Annotated in this window: 16 protein-coding genes; 13 read left to right on the top strand and 3 right to left on the bottom strand. The window is 28.3% G+C overall.

What is annotated here, in order from left to right; genetic code table 11:
* The first annotated feature begins 763 nt into the window (after positions 1–763).
* Both BR69_RS0117895 and BR69_RS0117890 read left to right on the top strand, forming a co-directional pair.
* Positions 764–1774 (top strand): GNAT family N-acetyltransferase family protein, encoded by a 1011-nt coding sequence (locus tag BR69_RS0117895; RefSeq protein ID WP_027634435.1) that lies wholly within the window; start codon positions 764–766, stop codon positions 1772–1774.
* Positions 1775–1905: 131 nt separating this feature from the next.
* Positions 1906–2463, top strand: a complete 558-nt coding sequence (locus BR69_RS0117890; protein WP_027634434.1) for a DUF1697 domain-containing protein — start codon at positions 1906–1908, stop codon at positions 2461–2463.
* A 456-nt stretch (positions 2464–2919) separates the two neighbouring features.
* On the opposite strand, the gene BR69_RS0117880 is transcribed toward BR69_RS0117890, so the two are convergent.
* Positions 2920–3261, bottom strand: a complete 342-nt coding sequence (locus BR69_RS0117880) for a winged helix-turn-helix transcriptional regulator (protein ID WP_027634433.1) — start codon at positions 3259–3261, stop codon at positions 2920–2922.
* Positions 3262–3689: 428 nt separating this feature from the next.
* Here BR69_RS0117880 and BR69_RS0117875 point away from each other — a divergent pair, with 428 nt between their 5' ends.
* From BR69_RS0117875 to BR69_RS0117850, 6 genes are all read left to right on the top strand, one after another.
* A complete protein-coding gene (locus BR69_RS0117875) occupies positions 3690–4535 on the top strand; it encodes an aldo/keto reductase (protein ID WP_027634432.1) in 846 nt (281 codons plus the stop codon).
* A gap of 493 nt (positions 4536–5028) precedes the next feature.
* Positions 5029–5781 (top strand): GNAT family N-acetyltransferase, encoded by a 753-nt coding sequence (locus BR69_RS0117870; RefSeq protein ID WP_027634431.1) that lies wholly within the window; start codon positions 5029–5031, stop codon positions 5779–5781.
* A 277-nt stretch (positions 5782–6058) separates the two neighbouring features.
* Positions 6059–6520, top strand: coding sequence for a GNAT family N-acetyltransferase (locus tag BR69_RS0117865; RefSeq protein ID WP_027634430.1), 462 nt, complete (start codon positions 6059–6061; stop codon positions 6518–6520).
* Positions 6521–6883: 363 nt separating this feature from the next.
* Positions 6884–7645, top strand: coding sequence for an endonuclease/exonuclease/phosphatase family protein (locus BR69_RS0117860; protein ID WP_027634429.1), 762 nt, complete (start codon positions 6884–6886; stop codon positions 7643–7645).
* A gap of 280 nt (positions 7646–7925) precedes the next feature.
* Positions 7926–8090, top strand: a complete 165-nt coding sequence (locus BR69_RS22015; protein ID WP_150112296.1) for a hypothetical protein — start codon at positions 7926–7928, stop codon at positions 8088–8090.
* Between the two features lies 1 nt (position 8091).
* On the top strand, positions 8092–8661 hold the full coding sequence (locus BR69_RS0117850) for an ATPase (protein WP_027634428.1): 570 nt from the start codon (positions 8092–8094) through the stop codon (positions 8659–8661).
* A gap of 277 nt (positions 8662–8938) precedes the next feature.
* Here BR69_RS0117850 and BR69_RS0117845 read toward each other — a convergent pair whose 3' ends face one another.
* Positions 8939–10336: a DUF4317 domain-containing protein gene (locus BR69_RS0117845; RefSeq protein ID WP_027634427.1), complete on the bottom strand. Its 1398-nt coding sequence runs from the start codon at positions 10334–10336 to the stop codon at positions 8939–8941.
* Between the two features lie 451 nt (positions 10337–10787).
* On the opposite strand from BR69_RS0117845, the gene BR69_RS0117840 reads away from it, so the two are divergent.
* Complete coding sequence (locus BR69_RS0117840; protein ID WP_027634426.1) at positions 10788–12134, top strand: FAD-binding oxidoreductase; 1347 nt, start codon at positions 10788–10790, stop codon at positions 12132–12134.
* 185 nt (positions 12135–12319) lie between these two features.
* Here BR69_RS0117840 and BR69_RS0117835 read toward each other — a convergent pair whose 3' ends face one another.
* Entirely contained in the window at positions 12320–12871 is a 552-nt protein-coding gene (locus tag BR69_RS0117835; RefSeq protein ID WP_027634425.1) for a helix-turn-helix domain-containing protein, read from the bottom strand.
* 226 nt (positions 12872–13097) lie between these two features.
* Here BR69_RS0117835 and BR69_RS0117830 point away from each other — a divergent pair, with 226 nt between their 5' ends.
* From BR69_RS0117830 to BR69_RS0117815, 4 genes are all read left to right on the top strand, one after another.
* Positions 13098–13685, top strand: coding sequence for a hydrolase (locus BR69_RS0117830; protein WP_027634424.1), 588 nt, complete (start codon positions 13098–13100; stop codon positions 13683–13685).
* Between the two features lie 339 nt (positions 13686–14024).
* Positions 14025–15173 (top strand): hypothetical protein, encoded by a 1149-nt coding sequence (locus BR69_RS0117825; protein WP_027634423.1) that lies wholly within the window; start codon positions 14025–14027, stop codon positions 15171–15173.
* 155 nt (positions 15174–15328) lie between these two features.
* On the top strand, positions 15329–16741 hold the full coding sequence (locus BR69_RS0117820) for a L,D-transpeptidase family protein (RefSeq protein WP_027634422.1): 1413 nt from the start codon (positions 15329–15331) through the stop codon (positions 16739–16741).
* 509 nt (positions 16742–17250) lie between these two features.
* Complete coding sequence (locus tag BR69_RS0117815; protein WP_027634421.1) at positions 17251–17586, top strand: rubredoxin-like domain-containing protein; 336 nt, start codon at positions 17251–17253, stop codon at positions 17584–17586.
* Positions 17587–17935 lie beyond the last annotated feature (349 nt).

Genomic DNA, 17935 nt, shown 5'->3' with positions numbered 1-17935 from the left:
ATCCGTGAAAAATAAGCAGTTTCTAACTTTAGAGCCTATAAAAAAAGTAAGAGATTCATCAAGAAAATATACAATGTCAGAAGATATATATAATGTACTTAGGAATTATTTTAGTTTAGATTGCGCTTGAGCATAAAAGCCGTGTTAGTAGATGATATAAAAGATATATATGATGCTTTAGCTATATTGCTTGTGTTTACTACTATATTAGCGAATAATAGTGAAAAAAGAGCTAGTGATATCCTTGATAGACTTTAATGTTTCAATGACATTATATATGTTTATTTGCATGATATTGCTATATTTTATAGCATCATACTTTGTATTAGCATATAAGCTATATAAACATCATAAAGCAATTAAAAAAGAACTTAATAAATTTAAGTAAGGTATATTAAAAATATACCTTCTTATTTTAGTTGAAGAAATATTAAATAAAACAAAAAGAGGATAAGAGGAGTTACCTAAAAATCGCACTTGATACCGATACAGAGAACCGTACCACAAGTAAATGAGGTTTATAGTATTAGGTATTCATATAACTTGCCTAAGGCTATTTTTATTAATAAGAATAATGAAATCTAAAAGCGTTTTAGTGGCATATATTCTGTACTTTCCTCTACAAACCAATATCCATTTTGCTGTATGTTCTCATTACAATCCCATGTGGTAAAAAACAATAATGAATTGTTGTTTGCATAGTTAATAGTAATTTGTTATGTTAAAATATGTAATATAATGTAAATTTGATTTGGAGGTAGAAATGAGCAAATATGAATTCAGATTAATTACTATTGATGATATATCTGGAATGGTTGATTTGCTAATAGATAGGCAAAATTTTGAGAGTAAAGTGTTTCCATTATTGAGGAACAGTTGCCTTAATACAAAATATATCACTGATTCACTTGAAAAATTGTTTACTAGTAGTAAAGTTATTGGGATAGGATCATTTGATAATGGTAAACTAGTAGGCTATATAATGGGAGAGGTAAAGAGTGATAATAGAAGAGGTAGGTATGTATGGATACCGTATGAGGGAATTGCAATCAGATTAGATCAATCCTCTGAGCTTATAAGGAATCTCTATGCGAAGGTCGCTATTTTATGGCTTGAACAAGGTTGCTTTATGCACTATACTATAATACCTCTTGGAAACCAGGTATATTATGAGGCCTTCTTAAAATTAAGCTTTTTTATTCAGCAAGTACATGGTGTAATGAACATAGAGGAATACAAGCCTTTTGAAAATGTATCTGATGCAGAGATTAGAGTTGCTAATAAAATGGATAGTGAAACAATGGGGAATATGTCCACTATAATCCAATCGTATCAAAATTCATCACCTTCCTTTGCACCTGCTTTACCTGAAGTAGTAACAGACATAAAGAACGGGTATAAGTGTGCTGTAGAGGATAATGACGCAATAATCTTTATTGCGGAAAAAGAATTGAAGGGGTTAGGATTTCAAGCATATTGGCCTATTACCCCAGATTTAATGGTACCTGATAATGGGGTGGAGTTGAGTATTGCGGGCACTTACTATTCCCAAATGGGAAATGGGGTTGGTAAAAAATTAATGAACGAAGGCTATAGGATTATGAAAGAAAAAGGGTATAACAGTATAATAGCAGATTGGAGAATAACCAACCTTACTTCCTCAACATTTTGGCCCAAGTGTGGATTTAAACCAATAGCTTACAGAATGGCTAGATGCATTGACAGTAATTTAGCATGGGCAAACTTTAACAACCCCAGTGTTAAGCAGTTGTAGCAAATTCATTTAACTGATTTTTATCATTTGTCACTGTTACGATGAACTGTATCATAAATAAATGCAGTTAAAAAAACTAGTGATAAAAATTATAAAGTGGATTAAATAAAAAAATTAAAAGGGGTAAATGGATGATTTATGTTGCTTTACTAAGAGGAATAAATGTTGGAGGAAAAAATAAAATCCATATGAAGCTTCTAAAAGAAACTTTTGTACGAATAGGTATGGAATCTGTTACAACATATATTAATTCTGGCAATGTGATTTTTAGAGATATGAAACATACAAAGTTAGAAATTACAACATTTATCCAAGAAGCTATATTTAGGGATTTTCAGTTAAAGATTAAAGTGTTGGTCCATAATATAAATGATTTTGAGAATATGATGAAAATCATTCCAGATAGCTGGAAAAATGATGAAAGCATGAGAAGTGACGTACTATTTTTATGGGAAGAAATCCATAGGGAGACATTGCTTGCTGAATTAAAAATTAAGCCTCAAATAGATACAGTTATCTATGTATCAGGAGCTATTTTATGGGCTGTTGATAAAGGAAATATTACAAAAAGTGGTTTGCAGAAGCTGGTGGGAACTTCCTTATATAAAAATATGACAGTGAGAAATGTCAATACTACTCGTAAAATATATGAAATTATGAAAGAGTTACATGAGATTTACTCAAAATAATAACAATGGTTTTGATTTACTAGACTCTTATAATGAACAAGAGGAGATTATTTTAGCATTTGAAGAACTTCATATAGTATAGATAATAGACTAATTAACTCACAAAAGAAATAATAAAAAACCTCACTTACTATCAATACAGGGAACTGTACTATAAATTAAGTAGATATTATGAACCCTAAAGAATCTTATCTAGATATGTTAGATTGGATCGTATCATAAATAAGCACAATTTATAATGAAATTGGATAGGGGAAGATAGAATAATATATAAATAATTTATATAAAATAATTATAAAGAAGTTAAACATATTAATTAAAGAAGCTAAATAAAAAAGTAGGCTTTCATAAAAGTTTAATACAAGAAAATAAAAGAAAAACTCCTATGTATGATGTGATTACATAGGAATTTTTAAGTTTTAATGAAAATCCAATGAAGAAGAAACATTAAGTATATTACTTACAACTACCATCTAAATCAGGATAATATTTAATAGACCAAGCTTCAAATTCTTTAATAAGTTTAGTAATTTCCTTCCCTTTATCAGTTAGATGATATTCAACTTTAGGTGGAATTTCAGCATATATTACCTTACCTATTAATCCATCTCTTTCTAATTCTTTTAAGTTTTCATTTAAAATTTTCTGGCTTATGCCTGTAACAATTCTTTGAAGCTCTAAAAATCTTTTAGGCTCATTATATAAACTACATAATAGAAGAGCTTTCCATTTACCACGTATAAAATCCATCGCAAAATCTAATAAACAAACATATTCTTTGTTATTGAAAGAAATCATAAAATTACCTACTTTCAAATATTTTTACATAAGACATTATACTAAAGTTATTAATATAAATAAAGAATAGGTATTATTTACATTAACAACTTATTTCCTATGTAAATAAGTTATTATAATAATTCTTACCTTTAGGTAAGACATCTAACTTAAAAGTGCGTACTTGTTAACTAGTATAGGTATTTATATAATGGGGACATAAGTGGGGAAATAAAGAAACACACATAAGTAGATTCAATATGAAGGTGGTTGCTTTTAATGGAAGTCCCAAAAAGAGGGGAATACATATAAATCAATAGAGCGTGTAGCAAAAGAATTAGAGAAAGAAGATGTTAAAGCACCAAAAAGAGAGAATAAGAATTTCATGAATTTCATAAGGTAAATATATTAATAAAAATAATTAAATGTTTGCAAGGAGAAGGATTAATATGATAAATAATATGAATAGTACAATTACTTTAAATAATGGTATTGAGATGCCAAGATTAGGACTTGGAGTTTTCAGAGTAGAGGATAGTTCAGAATTAATAAATGCAGTTAAAGTGGCAATAAAAAATGGATATCGAAGCATTGATGGTGCAGCTATATATGGAAATGAAGAAGCTATGGGAGAAGGAATAAGAGAAGGTATAAAGGAGGCAGGGATTTCAAGAGAGGACTTATTTATAACTTCTAAGGTTTGGAATGCTGATTTAGGATATGAATCAACTATAGCAGCTTATGAAGCAAGCTTAAATAGATTAGGTGTAGATTATTTAGATTTATATCTTATTCATTGGCCAGTAGAAGGAAAATATAAAGAAGCTTGGAAAGCATTAGAATATTTATATAAAGAAGGTCGTGTTAGAGCTATAGGGGTAAGCAATTTTCAGGTTCATCATCTTCAGGATTTATTAGGAGATGCTGAAGTAAAACCTGTTATAAATCAAATAGAATTACATCCTTACTTAAGTCAGAAAAATGTTAGAGAATTTTGTGAAGAAAATCATATTCAAGTTGAAGCATGGTCACCTTTAATGGCTGGTAATGGATTATTAGAGAATGAGATATTAAAAGAAATAGCTAAAAAGTATAATAAAACAGTAGCTCAGATAGTTCTACGTTGGGATTTACAAGGTCAAGTAGTAACTATTCCTAAATCTACAAATGAGAGAAGGTTAATTGAAAATATAGATATATTTGATTTTAATCTAAATAAGGTTGATATTGATAAGATAGATAGCTTAAATCAAGATTTAAGAGTAGGACCAGATCCAGATAATTTTGATTTTTAATTTATATTTTATTTTAGTAAGCTTAATCAGGATATACTGGAAGTGGCAAAGGTACTTCATATATTAAATGGTGATTTCATTATGCAGGACTTTGAAAAAATGGACGTATAAATGAAGAGTTTAGATATGTTCCATTTAAGGAATTAATGTGCTAGGAAGAAGCAAATGAGCTACTACAAGATTTTCTACAGTATGGGATAGGAGATTTACAGTATGAAATGTTAATTGATAAACTTAGAATAGAGCAATAGAGATTATTATATAAATTATATATGTTCTTAAAAGTTAAAGAACTAAATAGAAAACCACGACTAAAGTCGTGGTTTTCTTGATTTTAGGGATAATAGGTTATATTACTATAAACAAATATAGGTGAATGACATTTAGGCTCTCAATCCATTAATTGATTTATGTGTAAAATAATAGTAAAATCAAAGAGACTCATAAATATATTAAAATGGGTATCATAATTAAAGATTGAAGGTGAAAAAGTATGTACACGAAAACTGAAATAATTAGTATGGCAAAAAAGCAATTAGCTCTTGATTATAATTGTAAACCCTTAGACTTTGAAAAAGAGGGAAATACAATTACGGAAAATAAATGCCTAGAAGGTAGTCGTATATATGAAAGTGATGGATGTTTTCTAAAGATAATCAGTATAGGGGGACGTGCGGTAATCTTTGCCGATGAAAAAATAAGACCTTGGGTTGAAGAGAAAATTTTAAATCAGAATGCCAGCTGGTTATTTGACTATGGTAATCTTAGAGCTATAGATAATAAATTAAAAGAATTTGGGCATGAAATTGATGAGATGCCTCATTTTTATCTACCGAATCCAGTTGTTTGTGATGTAAAGCCCATTACGACAATAAAATGGTTTGAACAGCAAGATATCTTACAATTTAAGGGTGATAGAAGATTTAATGAAGCTTTCATTTTTAGTGATAATTACGCGGATGTTCTTGGTGTTGCTGCTTTTGATGGTGATATTATAATGGGGATGGCAGGAGCTAGTGAAGATAGTAAAAACTTATATCAAGTTGGTATTAATGTGTTGCCTGAATATAGAGGAAAAGGTATTGGCACAAATCTAGTTGCACTATTAAAACAGGAAATATTAAAGCGTGAAAAGGTACCTTTTTATGGAACTTCAGTATCTCATATAATTTCTAAGAATATTGCTATAAATGCTGGTTTTTTTCCAGCATGGGCAGAAGTGTATTCAAAAAAGTTAAAGGATTAAGTCTAATAATCTATTGGAATCCTATAAGGAAGTTACATTGAAAGATGAATTTAAAATTGATTATTTATTAATGTATCTTTTACTTTAAGAAACTTTATTGCCTTAGGAAGAGTTAATTTCTAGACTTTAGAAGGCTTTTACATTTAACTCTTAGAAATAGTTTATGCAATAATCATATGTCCTTTAAGAAATAACTTACAAAAAGATCTATGTTATACATAGAATATAAATATTTATATAAGGTACTTAATGGCTAAAACTCATGGTGGGAGGTAATATGATATATATTGAAAAAGCAAGAATTGAAGATGCTGAGAAAATTGTTGAAATTAAAAAGCTTGCATATAGTGATGAGGATATTAGATTTGGAGGTGGGGGAGGAGAAAATTTAAAATACATTGGAGATATAGGTTTTATTTCATGGTGTATGAATAGATATCTTCTTTATAAGATAATGTTAGATGGAATTATAATTGGAACATCCTGGTTAGATCATGAAACTGATGATAGACCTAACCATTTCGAGTTACAGGATTTTTGTATAAATCCTGAATACCATAATAAAGGGTATGGAAGTAAAGCTATTGAACTTATGGAAAATATACATAAAAATATTAACCTATGGTCACTTAATACACCGGTTTTTAGTGTTAGGAATCAATATCTATATGAGAAAATGGGATATAAAAAAATTGGGCAAACTAAGGACAAAGTATTCTATGAAAAAACTATAGAATGATGAGTATTATTGAAAAATGATTATGTAACTAAGGATTTTTTATTAAAGATAAAATATACCAAGGGAAGTGTAAGAAACTATTGAAGGAATATGGATCAGAAATAAACAAATATAAAGATAAAAAAGAAAAATAGATTTAAGCTACTACTTTTGTAATGGGTAATAGTTTTTTATGTAAAAAACAATATAGAAAAGTTTATTATCTTTTCTGTAAGTAATGGAAACTTTAAAATACTATTAAGAACATAATACATTTGTCATATAAAATACGATGTATTTGAGTTGTTTTTAAAATTAATATTATCTTTAATGAAGAGAGTTGTATGAGGTAAATGTATTAAATTAATAATTTAGGAGGAGAATATGAAAATCGCAACATATAATATTTGGAACTCCCAAAATGGAATGCCTGAAAGAGAAAATCAAATAATTGACGAAATAAACTCCTTGGATTCGGATGTTATTGTTTTACAAGAAGTAAGAAACAGAACCTTCAATGAAAAATTATTAGAATATACTGATTACAACAATTACTGTTTTGCTCCTCACAATGATGATGAAGAGGGTTTGGCAGTTTATAGTAAATATCCTATTATGTATTCTAAATACATTGACTATGCATTGATTGTTATTGTTGAACATATGGATAATTTGATTCTTTTTGTTAATGTACATTTACCATGGGATAGTATTATAGAAAAAGAAAAATGTATAGTGAATGTCATTAAAGAGATTTCAACTATCTCATCGGATTATAAATTTATTCTGGGAGACTTTAATTGTTCTGAAACATCCAGTATTCATCAATATTTATCGGGTAATAGAAGTTTAAAGGAAACAGAAGCTAGGCCATATTGGACTGATCTTGCGATGGTGGCCGAGGAGTCATTGGGTATAAAAAAAGAGATGACCTTGGATTTGATTAATAATCCTCGCTGGAAGGGAAAAAGTACAACAGATATTAGCTCAAGGGTTGATTGTATTTTTATACATGAGTGTTTTCCAAGACCAAATCCAGCATTGAAAACTTTGCGATATTTCGGAAAAGAGGTTAATGAAAAATCGCACATGTGTGCCAGTGATCACTATGGGGTATTTGTAAATCTTCAAATGCCATATGATTAAAATAAGGTTAGAATATATATAGCATAGATGCTATATATATTCTTAGGACATGATAGTAATAATTTTGATTATAGTAAACTTAGGGATATAGATAATAAATTAAGGGAGTTTGGTCATGCAATTGATGAAATGCCTCACTTTTATCTACCTAATCCTGTTCATGGTGAAGTGCATCTGTGGAGAACCCAAATTAGCAGGTAATTCAAAAGGGAGTAGGTTTATTATTTGATGAATTCGGTATATAATATTATATAAATAACTTTTTTAGGAGATAATTTATATGGAGAACAAGAATATTAATTTATACGATATTTTTAGAAGATATTCTTATAATGACATTATGAAATTACTTGAAAGCTCAAAAAGCAAAGAAGAACAAGATTTTTATGCGAATTTATCCAACATCATATTACAAAGAGAACAAATGAAAGTTATAGGTAAGTAGTATGAGAAATTATACTATATTTGCAGGGGTTAATGGAGCAGGAAAAACTTCTATATATCAATCTATTTATTATAATGAGAATATAGATGAGAAAAGAATAAACACTGATGAAATGGTTGCAAAAATAGGTTCTTGGCAAGATAATGATATTCAAATTAAATGTGCAAGAGAAGCTGTAAAATTAATAAAAAAATATATACTTGAAGGGATATCATTTAATCAAGAAACTACTTTATCAGGGAAGAGTATAATTAGTAATATAAAAATGGCAAAAGAGAAAGGATTTTATGTTACTATGAATTATATAGGGGTAGAAAGTGTTGACATTGCTAAAGAAAGAGTTTCAATACGAGTGAGCAAAGGTGGTCATGGAATATCAGATGAGGCTATAGAAAGAAGATATGGAGATTCATTAGCAAATTTGAATAGAGTAATAGGTATTTGTGATAAAATTAATATATATGATAATACGGAAATGTTCAAGTTAGTAATGGTTATTAACAATAGAGAAGTAATTTGGGAATATATGAATATTCCTAATTGGTTAAATATAGATTTATATAATAAGTAGTAAAAGTTCAGCAAACTTTACTGCTTATTTTTTATGTGAAAATTAATTAGAACTTGAAATTAAAAGATTATTCATTATATTGTATATGGGAAAATATAAAATTTTTACTTATGGTAAGGAGAACCATATCATAAGTGAATATAATTAAAAGCATAATTAACTGATACGTAAAAGTCAAAATCATTATATAGATATAATTTTAATAAACGAGAAAAAGTAAAGAAAATAGCAACTTTTAAAAAGAAAGTTTGCTATTTTCTTTATTAATTTATATACATTAAATTAAATCATCTAAGCCATTAACTGTAGTTTGTTCATCCTCATTAATAGGAATAACTATGCACTTTTGTCCATCAATTATTTGAGATTTTATTTGAGGTATTTTTTCAGGTTTTACTTGAAGTATAACGTCATAGTTAGGATTAACCTCATTATCTTCTAAATTTGTATCCTGAACTTCATTCGAGCTTGTTTCTAAAGTTTCTTCTAAATCAGTTTTTGAAGCTTCCTCTAAGTTAATATCTTCATTTTCTTCTAAGATTACATTGTCATCATTAGTTTCTGCAGGCAACTGGGTTTCATCGTCTACAGCACTCTCTTGTTTAATTTGTTCAAGTCTAGTTTGAAGTACTTCTACTTGTTTTAGAAGATGCTCTTCCTTTTTTCTTTGCTCATTTGCTTTAAGTGCTTTTGGGTCAATTAAGTTTTCAGCTAAAGGAAGATCATCACCAAAGTTTTCTACATAGGATTTTTCAATCTTAGTAGCAATTTCTTCGGGAACTCCGCTTTCTATTAAAAGGTTTTGTATATCCTTATTTGTTAAGCTTATAGGTTCACAATCTGTATCATCATACATAGAGTTGTATTCATCTATCATATTATTTAGATTTTCTTGTATTTCCATAAAAGTTTTATCAGCCTTATTTTCATCAGTACTAAAGGAGTCCTTAATAATTGATTGGAACGTCTCTTTTTGTACAGTAGCAGTTTGTCTTGAATAACAACCTAAAGCATTTTCCATTAATTCAGGATGGGTATCCTTTGCATTTTTTGTGTAATACATAATAGAGTTAACATCTGAACTACGGTCAATAAAAGCAGGAAATACAAATCCATTAGTTGGGGGATCCACCACCCAATCTCTAATACGTGCTTTTATCTTATTTTCTTCTTCAAAGTATCTAAGACCAGGACCAGAAAGAGAAACAGGGCATATAGCACATAGTACATATTCATATACTTCTTCAGATTCATCTATCTTTGAATTATCCTTAGTTTTAGTAATAACATCATAAGCATCATGAAAAATAAGTATTAAAAAGTTACCAGTATAATCATAATTATTTATAATCAATTCATAGAAATCATCAAGAAGAGCATCATCCTTTAATTGGCTATTTTTAAGCTGCATAAGGGAGACTTGTCTTTCATTTATAAGGTCTTCATTAGTTGGAAAGTTAAGTTCTAAAATATTATTTCCAATAGTTCCGGACAGTACTTTTTTAGCGATTTCTAAGTATTTAAAGTATTCATCCTCATCTAAATTTAGAAAGGTTTCTCTAAATTTTAAAATAGTATGTTTTTCTCCATTAACATAGCATCCGCACATCTTTGTGAAGGTGCAATGATCTTTCTTTAGACGTTTTTTTAACTCAAGTATATCTTTTTTTCTCATATAACCTCCTCAAGTTAGTATTTAATTAATATATTATCATTATTTAAGTATAGTATCTTTTTTATATTAATCAAAGGTTTTATTTAAGGTAATTTAAAGAGATAGTGTTCTTTCCACCATCTGAAGGTTAGAAGAGTTAATCTAGAGGTGTTAAAGTTTATAGCCATCAGATAAAGAGAGAAAGATAATAAATTTCAATAGAAAGTATTAGTATATATAAATAGGCGCATAGGTGAAGTCTTATGAGAAATGAGGAGAGAAAATAAAAAAATATACTTTTTTAAGAGCAGATTTAAATAAGTTAAAAATTATTTTATGTCATAAAAGTTTAAGTTAATCAGAATATATATGACCATATAATAGGAGAAAGCAATTCTTATATCCTCATATATTAATAGTAGTAGATAGATTTATTGTAAATCAGAATATTCTACTACAAAGGATGAGAATCATGGAATTAACTAAGGATTTGTGCTTTAATGGTGAAATTGTAACCCCTAATGACATGGAATATGAAGAAGATAGACAAATATGGAATAGGGCAATACAAAGGTATCCAATAGCTATATTATATTGTACTGGAGTAGAGGATGTTATAAGTGCCTTAAGGTTTTGTATTATAAAAAAACTTAAGTTTCGAATAAGGTCTGGCGGACACAATTATGAAGGTTATTCAATTGGAAATAATCTTATAGTAATTGATGTAAGCAGAATGAATAAAATAATGATAAATGAATCTAAAAGTACAGTAAGAATACAATCAGGAGTAGAAAATAGTGAACTCTATGAATATTTAGGTACAAGAGGATATCCTTTTCCAGGAGGGACTTGTCCAACTGTTGGAGTAGCTGGATATACCCTAGGTGGGGGATGGGGCTTATCTTGTAGATTATTTGGATTAGGTTTAGATAATGTGCTAGAATTTCAGATGGTAAATTATAAAGGGAAAATAATTACTGCAAATAGAGATTGTAATAGTGATTTATTCTGGGCATTAAGAGGTGGTGGAGGAGGAAACTTTGGAATAGTTACTTCATTAACCTTTAGATTACCACCTAAATTAAATAGGGTAACTTTTTTCACAATATATTATCAAAACACAACTGCTTTAGAGCAAGCAAATCTCATGGATGTCTTTCAAAATTTATATGAAACCCTAGATAGACGTGTAAATATGAGAGCCAGTTTTTATAATGCTGAGGATGAAGGGGTGGCGGCATTCTTTATAGGAATATTTTATGGAGATATAGAAGAACTGAAGGAGATATTAGAACCATTACTAGTAATACCAAAGGCTGAAGCTGAATTTGAATATACAACTTTCCTAAATGCTATAAAGCAGGTTGAAGCCATATATCCAGATAGTCAAAAATTTAAATCTACAGGTGGCTTTGCATATAGAATATATTCAAAGTGTGAGTTGTTAGAATTAGCTTTATCTATTCAAAGGAGACCTATAGGGTCAGTTTATGCCGCAGTTACTTTTTATGGATTAGGTGGGGCAGTAAAAGATAAAGGAAAGCATGAAACAGCTTTTTATTATAGAGATTCTAATTATATTATAGGAATACAATCAGTATGGGAAAACTCAGCTTATGCTGAAGATAATAGAGCATGGGTGGCTAGTAGATTAGATTATATAAAAACCATAACAAAAGGATTTTTTGTTAATTTCCCATACAGTCCATTAAGAAATTATGAAAGAGAATATTATGGTGGAAATGCATGTAGGTTACAATGTATAAGAGAAAAATATGATCCATTTAATGTGTTTAATTATCCACAATCAATAAAATAAGAATTTAATTTTAGGTGAGTTCTTATAAGAAAATATATATTAAGAAGATAATTTTTGTATTGTATGCAGAGATTATCTTCTTTATTTTGAAAATTTTCATAGTATCTTGGCATAGATTACATACATATTTAAGTTAGTAAAAATCAAATTAAAATTTAAAACTTAATAATAATCCTGTCTAATTACTAGACAGGATAAAAGTTTGTTACTGTAGCTTTTAAGGTATCACTTCCATTATTAGAATATATATGCTGATTAGAAGGGGAGAAGCATATAGAATCGTTAGGATTCAATTTATAAATTTTATTGTTTACTTCTAGTGTTAATTCTCCCTCTAACACCATAATATATTCCTGGGATTTTTCAGAGTGACCTAATGATGTATATGAATGACCTTCATCAAGTTCAATTTGAAAAAGTTCAAAATTACGGTATGGTGTACTAGTGTAGTAACAATATACCCTATAATGACCTTCATCACTTAACTGCACTTCAATATCACTCTTCTTTATAATAGAAGTTTCTTCTTCCTTTTGTTCAAGTAATGAGGTATAAGGAACTTTTAACCCATTGGCTATTTTCCATAAAGTATTTATAGTGGGGTTAGTACTACCTTTCTCAATCTGAGATAGCATGACTTTACTTATATCAGACAATTCAGCAAGCTGACCCAAACTTAAATTTCGTTCAGTACGTAGTCTCTTTAAGTTTTCTGAAATAATAAAATTTATATTCATTTAATGGGTAACCTCCTATAAGTGTATTGACAATTATAATTAACAAAAGTAAAATAAGATTAACGTTAAATATATTTAACGTTCGTAAAATATTATATAGTAATTACTTAAAATATACAAGAAAAATGAAAAATTTATTGTTACATTGAAGGATAGCATGATACAGTATTTAACTAAAAAGTTATTCTAATATTATATGTTTTAATTTTTAAAGGAGGATATTCTTATGATAACAAGACAAGAAGCATTGAACTTACTTACTGAATATAATAAAGAGGCATTTCATATACAACACGCCTTAACAGTTGAAGGTACTATGAAGTATTTTGCAGAAAAACTTGGATATGGAGATGAGGCTGAGTTTTGGGCTATGGTTGGATTACTACATGACTTAGATTTTGAAATGTATCCAGAAGAGCATTGTACTAAAACTCAAGAAATTATGAGAGCAAAAGGAATTGATGAAAGACTAATAAGAGCAGCAGCTAGCCATGGACATGGACTTTGCAAAGGAGATCAACCTAAGCCAGAGCATGAGATGGAAAAGGTATTATTTGCTACAGATGAGCTTACAGGACTTATTGGAGCAGCTGCAAGAATGCGCCCGTCTAAAAGTGTTATGGATATGGAACTTTCAAGTCTTAAGAAAAAATTTAAGGATAAGAAGTTTGCAGCTGGATGTTCACGAGATGTAATTAGGCAAGGAGCAGATATGCTCCAGTGGGAATTAGATAAGTTATTTGAAGAAACGATTTTAGCTATGCGTTCATGTGAGGAATATGTTAATAATGAAATGGAGAGCTATAATAACTAGAATGAACTTCTAGATACTAGTTATATAAACATAAAACAAGACTATCTTAAAAATAATTTTTATTTTAAGATAGTCTTGTTTTTTAAATAGATAATCTAATGGAAATAATAAAACTTATTAAATGAGATTTCTACCTCTAAGTAGAATTTTATCAAAACATGTGGTGAATACACTGATTTATTATATTGATATAAGTCAACTGTTTTAGTAATATATTACCAAAGAATGTTAATTTAGTTTAAGATATAATAACTTTTACTTTAATGTAAGTGTTAAATTTAAAAAATAAATAGTGAAAGATAATTTTATTTTCTTTAAAAAAGTCTAGGGGGGATAAAAATGTTAACAAAGTTAATTTCAAAAGTTTGTCCAATCTTTATGGTTCCTGAAAATAATCCAGTTAATGAGAAAAAGTATTTAGGAGATAAAAAGAATGATCCTTCAATTTATGAGGATAAAAATAATAAATATATTTATCCACTAGTTACCTTTAAGGATGATCAAGTAATAATTGAAAAACTTTGTTTAATAGATTTTAAGGGAGATAATATTTATAAAGGAATAGAATTACAGCAAGTAAAGCAGGGGGACATTATATACTACATTGTACTTATGGGAAGATGGGATGAGGAATCAGATATTTACTATACAAAAGGGGTAAACCTTGATGAAAATAAATACAAGTCATTACTTAATAAAGTAACATTATATGAATCTGACTCTATAAATGTAGAATTTTATGTGAATGAAAAAGGAATAGATGTATATCTATCTTTAAGGGATAAGGAAAATAGACTTATAGAGTTTAAAATAAAGGAAAATAAGAGGAAAGTAGATAGTTTTGGACTTATAGCGCCAGTAGGAATTATGAGTAATAATCCAGATAAGTTTCCTATTATATATCTAAGAAAGTTTAATATGGTGGAGCAGAAGGGGACAGATATATTTGTAAAAGTAGATGGAAAGAATTTGGATCCTATTAAGCTTTTTCCTTTATGTAATTTTAAAAAGGTTTATTTAGCTAGGTATTCTTATTTTAATAATATTAAAGAGCTAAATCATAACTTTAAAGGTATCATGGAACCGATAGAAATTAATAATGATGTAGATGAAATAAATATAAATCAGTGTATTTATTCAATTAATATGAATAATGGACATCCTGAAATAAAGTATGTAAAAAGAGTTAGTAATAATAGTGAGATGAGGATAACTTTTTCTCCATCTATACCAGATATTATTTCACTAAAGGATAATTCAGAAGTAAGAGGACATTTTTCAGTATCAGATGATGAAGTTAGAGGCATTATGGGAGGAGTTTATTTATTAAAGAGAAATAAGGATTCAATTAATTTTCAGATTAACCCCCAAAAGGGATGGCAACCAATGCCAGGTAAGCTGTGGATGAAGACTTACTTATGGAATTGTGATATAAAAATCCTAGATGAAAAATTACAAGTAGAATCAAAGTGGAGTCGTATAAGTTAGTTTAACTATTTAATTTGGGATAGTATGAGCTATTAACTTATCAAATGATAAAAATGAAAGAGCATAATTGCTCTTTTTTAGTTTTAAAATCAAAAACAGCAACATATTATAGATTAGTTACTATGCTTGCATTTTTGATGAAAGGTTAGAATGATATGAGAAATATTAATATAAAAAAGTTCTTTAAAACTAGGATTATGGGAAATATTATTATTTTACTAGCTTCAATTGTATTGATATATTTACTTATCTCAATATATTTTACTAAGTATTACTTCTTTAATACCGTAATCAATGGTGTTAATGTTTCATTAAAAGCACATGATGATGTAGAGGATAAAATTAAAAGTTATATTAAGGATTATAAGTTACAGTTAATAGAAAGAGATGAGGAAGTAGAAGAAATAATAGGACAAGATGTTCAGCTAAGATTCAATGAAAAAAGTAGTATTTCTAAGATTTATGAAAGTAAAAACTCATTTAAATGGATAAGTTCATTATTTAAGAAAGAAAAATATTATATAGAGGATTTATTTGATTATAATAAGGAGACCTTAAAAAAGAAAATAAATGAATTAAATTGTTTAAATAAAGAGGTTATAGAACCTAAGAATGTAAACTTTAAATATTCCAATGGTTCCTATGAAGTGGTCAAAGAAGTATATGGAAATAAGGTAAACAAAGATAAGTTAAAGGAAAATATAGAAAGTAGTATTTTAAGAGGGGAAACAAAGTTAGATTTAAATAAGAATCTTTGTTATGAAGATCCTAAGTATACCTTGGAGTCTCATAAAACTCTTGAAACTAAGAACTTACTAAATAAATATATAAAGACAAGGCTAATCTATGTGTTTGGAGAGGAAGATGAAGGGTTAGATAAAAATGAAATATTAGATGGAAATATAATAAATCAGTGGCTTACTGTTGATGAAGAATTAGAAGTAGTAATTAATGAAAAAGCAGTTTTAGGATATGTAGAAGAACTAAGTAAAAAGTATAACACAGTTGGTATAGTGAGAAATTTTAAAACAGCTTTAGGCAAAATGTTAGAAATTAAAGGTGGATTTTATGGGTGGAAAATTAATATTAGTGATGAAAAAAAAGAGCTATTAAAAAATATAAAACAAGGTGAAGTCATTGAGAGAGAGCCTATATATATTCAAAAAGCTATAACTAGAGGAAAAGACGATATAGGTATTACCTATGTAGAGATTAATGTAACAAGACAACATTTATGGTTTTATAAAGAAGGAAGAGTTATAGCTCAAGGAGCTGTGGTAACAGGGAATCCTAATAGAGGAAATTCTACAAATCTTGGAGTTTATATGCTTAACTATAAACAGAAGGGTGCCACCTTAAGGGGAGCGAATTATGAATCAGAAGTTACTTATTGGATGCCTTTTAATGGAAATATAGGTATACATGATGCAAGTTGGAGATATTCCTTTGGTGGGAAGATCTATAAGAGTAATGGAACTCATGGGTGCGTAAATACCCCATTATATTTAGCTAAAACAATTTTTGAGAATATTGAAGATGGAACTCCTGTTATTTGTTATGAAGAATAGTTACATGATTAAAATATATCCTTAGAAATAATTTGGATAATTATATGATGTTCAAATTCAAGTGTTTATTCTAGAAGATTCCGCAGAATTATTTTTATAGTCCATAGTGGGTTAGTATCTGTGTATATTTTTGTTTATTGAGTGAATAATAACACAGAATAATACACTATTGATTTTTATATTTTTTATTAGTTCAATTTTATTTTATCTGATGGTTATAAGCTGTAACATCTCCATCCTCGTGTAAGGTTTGGGATGGCAGTTGCTATGCCCCTAGATTAACGCATCTAACTTCAGGTGGTGGAAAGAATACCACATGAAGGAAGATTCGTTCTATAATCAGTCTTTAGCTTAATTTCATTTGAAGAATAGTATTTTATAATATATAAGATAAATGAAAGTATAAATAATAATAATTATTATTTGACAATGAATATAATTTGGAGTAGTATATAAGTATAATAATTGCAGAAAAAAGTAAAATATATAGATATTAGGGAGAGAAGATTATGAAAAAGTTATTTAGATGTAATGTTTGTGGATATGTACATGAAGGACTTGAAGCACCAGAAGTTTGTCCAAAATGTAATTTAGGAAAAGAAAAGTTCGTTGAACTTAGCAGCGAAGAGGCAGAAAAAATTTATGCTTCAGATAGAACTAACAGTATCCATGCGGAAATCATTTTATTAGCAGAAAAGATTGCTAAGCTTTCAAAAGAAGGTATAGAGATAAACCTAGATCCAAAATGTGTATCAGGTTTTGAAAAAGCAAAAAATGAAGCTTGGGTTATAAAACAAAGATGTAAAGCAGAACTTGCAGGACATATAGCTAACGGTAAGTGGTAAAATTATATTAGGACTGTATATTGTAATATTACAATATACAGTCCTTTTTTATTTGCTTATAATTAAGCAAAATTCAATATTTTAAAGGTAGATAAAAAAGTGATGAATTGAATTTATTTAATTAATAAGTATCACTAAAAGTGAAAATTAAAATCTTTGATTTTTCCATTGGAAATTTATGGGAGTAGGATTATTTATAATATATATGGATTAATAAAGTAAAAAAACTCACTTATTAATAGGTGGGGAGAACTATATCACAGGTAATAATATTAAATGATTTCAATATACAATATTTACAAAAAATGTTATACTCAGTAATAGATTATGTGTTGTAAATCTACATTCT

Source organism: Clostridium hydrogeniformans DSM 21757 (assembly GCF_000686705.1).
Taxonomy (GTDB): Bacteria; Bacillota; Clostridia; order Clostridiales; family Clostridiaceae; genus Clostridium_Z; species Clostridium_Z hydrogeniformans.
Note: the sequence above shows the minus strand (reverse complement) of the source record. Positions and strands in the feature narration are given on the sequence as shown.